We start from the raw sequence: 6,988 nt of genomic DNA on the forward strand, positions 1-6,988 counted from the left end.
TGTGTAAATTGAAACAATGCGCCCAAAGTACCAATTAGCCATTTATTGTATTATTCTTTTAGTCATTGGGAAAACACTTCCAGCTTTATGTCAAAATATTGCAGTAGATACCATTATCTTCAAAGGGAATGAGCGCACAAAATTGAGCATTTTGCGTAGAGAACTCGATTTTTTCGAGCGAGATTCACTCCAAGTTTCAGAATTACCCAACCGTATTGAATTCAATCGAAGAAAGTTGATGAACACCAATCTGTTCATTTGGGTGAAATCTGATTACCATCAACTACCCAACGGAAGGATAAGTGTCATTTTTGAATTTCTCGAACAATGGTATGTTTTAGCGTATCCCTTGTTCCAATTGGCTGATCGAAATTTCAATGATTGGTGGTCACGGGGAAAGGATTTTGATCGAGCTATATATGGGCTCAATTTTAGGCATAACAATTTCATGGGTCGGAATGAAAAAGTGTTCTTAAATGCTGAAACTGGATTCAATAACAAATATGAATTCGTATACCAAAATCCGTACCTAGATCGCAAAAAGACCATTGGACTACTATTGAACTGGCAATATGCTTCACTTAAAAACGTCCCCTATAAAACTATTTCAGATACGCTTGCCTATAAAAATTCAAATCAATTTATAGCGGAAAAATGGACTGGGAGTATCGAATTTCGAAAAAGATTTCGATTTTATGATTTCCAACGAATAGAATTTAAATATACCCATGCAAACATTGACAAAAGTGTCGCTCAACTTAATCCAGCGTATTTTGGCCAAGGCCAACTAAGCCAAAATTTTAGCCAGCTCGAATACGCATTCTCCTATGACTTCCGAGACTTCATTAACTACCCACTAAGAGGAAGAAAACTAGATGTAATCTTTACAAAATATGGACTTTCTCCTCGAGAACACGTTGATTTTTGGGAATCTAGTGCGTCTGCAGCTTATTTTTTCGACCTTGGAAATAATTTTTTTATAGCTACACAGGTGAAAGCAAAAATTAGCCGTGATACCTATATCCCCTATGCAAATCAACGGGGATTTGGATATGCCAACGACCTCGTTCGTGGATATGAACTAAACGTTATTGATGGTACAGGTTTTTTCCTGTGGCGAAATACCGCGAAATTTCAGTTGTTTTCAAGAACTTTTCACATTCCATTTTTACCATTCAAACAAATTAATCAAATACCAATTGCCATTTATCCTACCGTATTCGCTGATATAGGTTACGTGTATAATCCGTTCATTGAATCATCAAAGAATGCGAATAAATGGCTATTCGGAACTGGGCTTGGAGTTGACTTTGTTACGTATTATAATTTCGTTGCTCGGGTGGGTTTCCCTGTGACTAATGGTGGAAAAACAGGTATGGTTGTCGCGCTTGGTCGCGAATTTTAACAAAAAAAAACCAGTCATTGACCGGTTTCTTTATAAAATACCTAACCACTAATAGTCTTAAATATTGTTAGATTCTAAATTCTTATTTGAGCAGTGCAAAAATAAGAATATTTTCTGAAAGAATAATTTTTAGCTGATTGAAATTCTTTATTTTTGAACGTAAGCAAGTAAAACTCATGCAATTCTCCACCTACTTCAGACTATTTAAGTTTTCAATTATCACCTATGTCGTGATTGGTAGCCTTATGACAGGATGTAATCAAGACAAGGGGCAAGGAGAAGAGGCAAATGACTCTATGATCTCACAAACTGAATCACAGAAATATTGGTCTAGCGCATCTAAAACATTTCAAAAAATAACCCTGAGTGATACGGCAGTTGTTCGAAATATCCGATGGCTTCAATCACTTAGCTCACTAAATGAAAAAATTGAACTTTCTGAGAGTCAACCAACGAATGGCAAATCATACTCCCTTTACCTGGATGATAGTGATTTAAACTTTGTAGATATCGTATACCTTACAAATAATCAAAATCAAATTATTCAAGTGGTATTTGATATATATGTAGAAGATAAGACGGAGGCAAATAAGCTATTAGACGAATTCGAACAATACTTTACCGTCAAATTCGGACAAAAAAGAACTGTCGAGAAAGGCAGTACATGGATTTCTAAAGACAAAACGAACATCCACATCGAGAATGTGAGCACACCTAAAGATCCAGGAATAAAGTTGACCTACAGCTTAATCAATTAAACCTTCCAAATCCAACCACGTGCATCTGGAATTTGACCAAGACGAATTTGGTTTATTTCATTGTAGACCTTTACTGAAAAATCATCGTCCTTACGAGCTGGGAGGTGATAATCTATGCCCTCAAATCCAATCGTGGCGATTGGCGCAATAACGGCAGCAGTACCAGCACCAAATGCTTCAGTAACAACTCCGCTTTGAATTCCTTGAATCAACTCTTTGATAGACAAAGGACGTTCTTGAACATCCATACCCCAATCTTTGGCAATTTGCAATACAGATTTACGTGTAACGCCATCTAAAATCGTATCTCCTGTAGGTGCCGTCACTAAACTTCCATTAACAACAAACATCAAATTCATAGTACCTGCTTCCTCAACAAACTGATGTGTCGCCGCATCGGTCCAAATAATTTGATCATAACCGTCTTTTATCGCATTTTGTGTAGGAAACAAAGAACCTCCATAATTGCCTGCATTTTTAGCAAAACCTACACCTCCTTTGGCCGCGCGAATAAATTCTGTTTCAACGCGTACACGAAGCGGTTTGGTATAATATGAACCCACAGGACAATTGAAAATGATAAACTTATAGGTATTTGATGGAGTAACACCCACATATTCATCTGTAGCAAACATAAATGGACGTATGTACAACGAGCAACCTTCTTTTGCTGGGACCCAAGCTTGATCAAGTTTGAGTAATGTACGCAAGCCATCCAAAAAAATCTCTTTAGGAACCTCAGGCATGCACATGCGAAGAGCTGACTTATTAAATCGTTTCAAATTCTCTTCCGGACGAAAAACTTGAATATCACCAGAAACAGACCGATACCCTTTCATCCCTTCAAATATCGATTGGCCATAATGTAGCGACATCATGGCTGGTTGGTACGCCAACGGACCATAAGGCTGAATCGTAACACTTTGCCATGCGCCGTCTGCATACTCGGCCACCAACATGTGGTCAGCGAAACTTCGGCCGAACGTAAGGTTGTCGAAATCTACTTGGTCAATACGTGAACTCGAAGTGGGTTGTATCTGTATTTGCATTAGAATAAAAGTTTATTTTCCTGAATTCCATGGAATCTCAGGTATGCCTAGGCTGTGGTGTAAAAAACGACATGTCATGAATAAGTAATCAGACAATCGATTGATATAAGCGATGGCAATTTCATAATTAGGTTGTTCCGTGGCTTGCACCCAGCGAATTAAACTCCGCTCCGCGCGCCTACAAACGGTCCGAGTGATCTGTGCGGTGGCAATACTTTCATGTCCACCTGGTAAAATAAAAAACCGCATAGGACTTAATTGAGCATCCATTTCATCGATATTCTCCTCTAAGGCTACAATGTCCTTCAAGGAAATCAATTCCATGTTACCAAGATCTTTAGGAGAATCACTAGCGACATATGCCCCCAGAACAAACAAGCTTGATTGAATTAGCTGCAGTTTTTGCGCAAGCTTTGGCTCAACGCGGCAAATCAACAAACCCATGTGGCAATTTAGCTCATCAATATCACCGATCGCTTCTAATCGGTAATCGGACTTCGCGATTCCTTTGCCATCGGCCAAACGGGTAAAGCCTTTATCGCCTTGTTTTGTGTAGATTTTCATATGAATAACAAAAATAGTTTTTTCAGCGTTTAATCCAAAAGAAAGCGTGTATTTATCAAATACAAAGAAACATTAGGGTCTTAAGCTTTTCAAAACTAATTTTGTGAACTTTTTCAACGATATGTCAATAGATAAATTTATTTCCCGAGTTTGGCGCGTGTTATCCATGATCGCATTTGGCATCAGTTTACTTTTTGTTTACCGCGGTTTACCTGATCCAACAGCCGTGCATTTTGGCGAAACGGGACGTGGGGATGGCTTTTTACCCAAAGAAGAAATCTTCTATTTAACAGCAGCCATTGTCACTATTTTAAATGTTTTAGGTTTGTTGTTGATCAAAAGTGTTGAAAAAATACCGCGTTCTTATTTTGGTAATTTTTTAAACGCATTTGCCCAAAAAGGCGACTTAATCATTCAACAAACTTGTGTACACTGGATTCATTTTTTATTGGCTTTAATTAATACGTATTTAATCCTGGTATTTCGCGTGCTCTTATTACTAAATGATGAGCGTACAAATCAGGCCGATTATAGTTATTTGCCTAAAGTAGGTATTGCCCTTTTTCTAATTTGGATGATTTATTTACCAGCTCGCTTATGGAGCTACCCTAATTCAACTGACGAAGAGCTATGATTAAAAATATGCCCGATGTTTCCATTCAGGCGTTTGATTATCACTTACCAGATTCCCAAATTGCCTTTTTTCCCACGGATCAGCGGGATGGATCACGTTTACTGGTATACAAGCGACCACACATCAACCATACGATTTTTAAGGAGTTTCCTAATTTATTGCCAACAAACAGCTTGTTGATTTGCAATAATACCAAAGTAATTCCCGCTCGGATTCATATCCAAAAGCCTACAGGAACAACCATAGAACTATTTCTTCTTAAGCCAATTGAAAACAATGTCGCTACCCAAGTTGTCATGGAACAACAAGGTGAATCTCGCTGGGAATGTTTGATTGGAAATAAGAAACGATGGAAATCAGGGGAAATACTTCGAAAAGTTGTTACTTCCTCAGAAGACTCAATTGAGTTATCATTCGAATGGATTGATCGTGAATCAAATCAAGTAAGCATACGTTGGAATGGAGATTATTCATTTGCAGAATTGCTGGATATTATTGGCCAAATGCCACTCCCTCCCTACATGGAAAGGGAATCAGAGGCTTCAGACCAAGATAGATATCAAACAATCTTCTCTAATGTCTTAGGTGCGGTTGCCGCCCCTACGGCAAGTCTTCATTTTACGCCAGAGATTTTTGATGCCTTACACAAAAAAGGCATCAAAGAGAGCTATTTGACACTACATGTAGGCGCTGGGACGTTTCTACCAGTCAAAGAGGGTGAAATTAGAAATCATCCCATGCATCGGGAGCAGTTAATTTTTACCAAAGAATTTATTCAAGAAATCAACCAACACAAAGGACCCTTCATTCCCATTGGGACAACTGCCATGCGCGCCATGGAAAGTTTGTATTGGTCTGGAGTTTGGTTATTAGAGAATCGCCCTATACCTGAAGAGGGATTAGTCATTCCAAAGGAGTTTGCCTACCACACGCGGGAAACATACTCAAACCAAGCAGCCTTAGAAGCCTTGATTGCGTATTTAGTAGACAGTAATCGGGATTCATGGATTGCGCAAACGGAACTATTGATTATGCCAACCTATAAATTCCGTTTTTGTGATGCCTTAGTTACTAATTTCCATCAGCCAAAATCAACACTTCTGGTACTTGTATCTGCACTTATTGGGGATGATTGGAAGAAAATCTATGAAGAGGCAGTTGAAAAAAAGTATCGCTTTCTAAGTTATGGCGACGCATGTTTGTTTTTCAATGAACAAAAATAATTCCAAGTGAATTACTAAATTTGTGGCCCAAGAAAAAATTAGACGTTAGACGCTGAAAAGAAGTTGATAAATACGCACTAGCGACTAGTAACTAGGGGCTAAATACAATAGATATGAATTTCATTGAAGAATTGCGCTGGAGAGGCATGTTACAGGATATGATTCCTGGATTAGAGGATCAATTAGCCAAAGAAATGACAGTGGCCTATATTGGTTTTGATCCAACAGCTCCTAGCTTACATATAGGTAATTTAGCGGCGATCATGTTGCTAAAGCACTTTCAATTATGCGGTCATAAACCTATTGCCTTAGTGGGTGGTGCTACTGGAATGATTGGGGATCCATCTGGAAAAGCGGCGGAACGCGAATTTCTGTCTGAAGATACGTTACGGGCAAATCAGGTAGGCATTCAGAAGCAACTTGAAAAGTTTTTAGAATTTCATGCAGGAGCAAACTCGGCTGAAGTGGTTAATAATTATGATTGGTTCAAAGAATTTAGTTTTTTAGGATTTTTGCGTGAGGCAGGGAAATTTTTGACCGTAAATTATATGATGTCAAAAGACTCGGTCAAAAAGCGTTTAGAAACTGGTATTTCATTCACAGAATTCTCTTATCAATTATTACAGGGCTACGATTTTTATCATTTATATAAGCATAAGAATGTGCGCCTTCAAATGGGTGGTTCAGATCAGTGGGGAAACATTACAACAGGTACTGAAATAATTCGCCGGAAAGAAGGCCATGATGAAGATGCGACTGAGCGCGCGGCATTTGCTTTGACAACTCCATTAGTAACAAAAGCGGATGGAACGAAATTTGGTAAATCTGAATCAGGTAATGTGTGGCTGGATGCTGAAAAAACAAGTCCTTATGCATTTTTTCAATTTTGGTTAAATGCAGCGGATGCGGACGTTCCACGTTTGATCCGCGTATTTACTTTATATACGAAAGACCAAATAGCCGAATTAGAAAAGCAACATGCGGAGGCGCCTCATTTGCGCATCCTACAAAAGGCGGTTGCAGAAGAAGTTACGACACGTGTTCATGGCGCAAAGGTATGTGCATTGGTTATGGAAGCTTCTACCCTATTGTTTTCCAAAGATGCCGTGGAATTAATTGCAACAGCTTCAGAAGAATTATTGGGCCAATTGCCAATACATGAAGTATCTGCTGAGTTATTAGCAGATTGCAAGAACCTAACGGATTTAATCAGTGTGGGTACAGACAATTTAATTTTCCCATCGAAGGGAGAAGCACGAAAAGCCATTCAAAATAATGCGGTTAGTGTAAATAAGGTTAAAGTAACAGATCCCAATGCGGCGTTAGATTTTGAAAAAATTCGTGGTAAATACATA

The 6,988-nt window shown here is 38.6% G+C and carries 7 protein-coding genes (1 of these 7 cut by a window edge); 5 read left to right on the forward strand and 2 right to left on the reverse strand.

Annotated features, from left to right (window positions below; all coding sequences use genetic code 11):
* The first annotated feature begins 16 nt into the window (after nt 1–16).
* Together U0R10_RS05735 and U0R10_RS05740 are read left to right on the forward strand one after the other, a co-directional pair.
* Nucleotides 17–1,405, forward strand: coding sequence for a BamA/TamA family outer membrane protein (locus U0R10_RS05735; protein ID WP_377982992.1), 1,389 nt, complete (start codon nt 17–19; stop codon nt 1,403–1,405).
* Between the two features lie 137 nt (nt 1,406–1,542).
* Complete coding sequence (locus U0R10_RS05740) at nt 1,543–2,163, forward strand: hypothetical protein (RefSeq protein ID WP_377982993.1); 621 nt, start codon at nt 1,543–1,545, stop codon at nt 2,161–2,163.
* Here the strand turns inward: U0R10_RS05740 and U0R10_RS05745 are convergent.
* A complete protein-coding gene (locus tag U0R10_RS05745; protein WP_377982994.1) occupies nt 2,160–3,212 on the reverse strand; it encodes a branched-chain amino acid aminotransferase in 1,053 nt (350 codons plus the stop codon). The genes U0R10_RS05740 and U0R10_RS05745 overlap by 4 nt on opposite strands.
* 12 nt (nt 3,213–3,224) lie before the next feature.
* Nucleotides 3,225–3,776, reverse strand: coding sequence for a cob(I)yrinic acid a,c-diamide adenosyltransferase (locus tag U0R10_RS05750; protein WP_377982995.1), 552 nt, complete (start codon nt 3,774–3,776; stop codon nt 3,225–3,227).
* A gap of 121 nt (nt 3,777–3,897) precedes the next feature.
* On the opposite strand from U0R10_RS05750, the gene U0R10_RS05755 reads away from it, so the two are divergent.
* The 3 genes from U0R10_RS05755 to tyrS form a co-directional block, all read left to right on the forward strand.
* The gene (locus U0R10_RS05755) at nt 3,898–4,410 is read left to right on the forward strand and encodes a DUF1648 domain-containing protein (protein ID WP_377982996.1); all 513 of its coding nucleotides are present in this window, start codon (nt 3,898–3,900) and stop codon (nt 4,408–4,410) included.
* On the forward strand, nt 4,407–5,633 hold the full coding sequence (locus U0R10_RS05760) for an S-adenosylmethionine:tRNA ribosyltransferase-isomerase (protein ID WP_377982997.1): 1,227 nt from the start codon (nt 4,407–4,409) through the stop codon (nt 5,631–5,633). Before U0R10_RS05755 ends, U0R10_RS05760 begins: the two co-directional genes overlap by 4 nt.
* A gap of 113 nt (nt 5,634–5,746) precedes the next feature.
* Nucleotides 5,747–6,988 carry the 5' portion of a tyrosine--tRNA ligase gene (gene tyrS, locus U0R10_RS05765; RefSeq protein WP_377982998.1) on the forward strand. 48 nt of this gene lie beyond the right edge of the window, so only the first 1,242 of its 1,290 coding nucleotides appear in the window; the start codon lies at nt 5,747–5,749; its stop codon lies off the right edge, out of view.

This window comes from Aquirufa avitistagni, from assembly GCF_042715545.1.
GTDB lineage: Bacteria > Bacteroidota > Bacteroidia > Cytophagales > Spirosomataceae > Aquirufa > Aquirufa avitistagni.

Excerpts from the sequence above, each read along its gene's own strand:
- U0R10_RS05755 (WP_377982996.1), top strand. The coding sequence starts at position 3,898 with ATGTCAATAGATAAATTTATTTCCCGAGTTTGGCGCGTGTTATCCATG.
- U0R10_RS05745 (WP_377982994.1), bottom strand. The coding sequence starts at position 3,212 with ATGCAAATACAGATACAACCCACTTCGAGTTCACGTATTGACCAAGTA.
- U0R10_RS05735 (WP_377982992.1), top strand. The coding sequence starts at position 17 with ATGCGCCCAAAGTACCAATTAGCCATTTATTGTATTATTCTTTTAGTC.
- U0R10_RS05760 (WP_377982997.1), top strand. The coding sequence starts at position 4,407 with ATGATTAAAAATATGCCCGATGTTTCCATTCAGGCGTTTGATTATCAC.
- U0R10_RS05750 (WP_377982995.1), bottom strand. The coding sequence starts at position 3,776 with ATGAAAATCTACACAAAACAAGGCGATAAAGGCTTTACCCGTTTGGCC.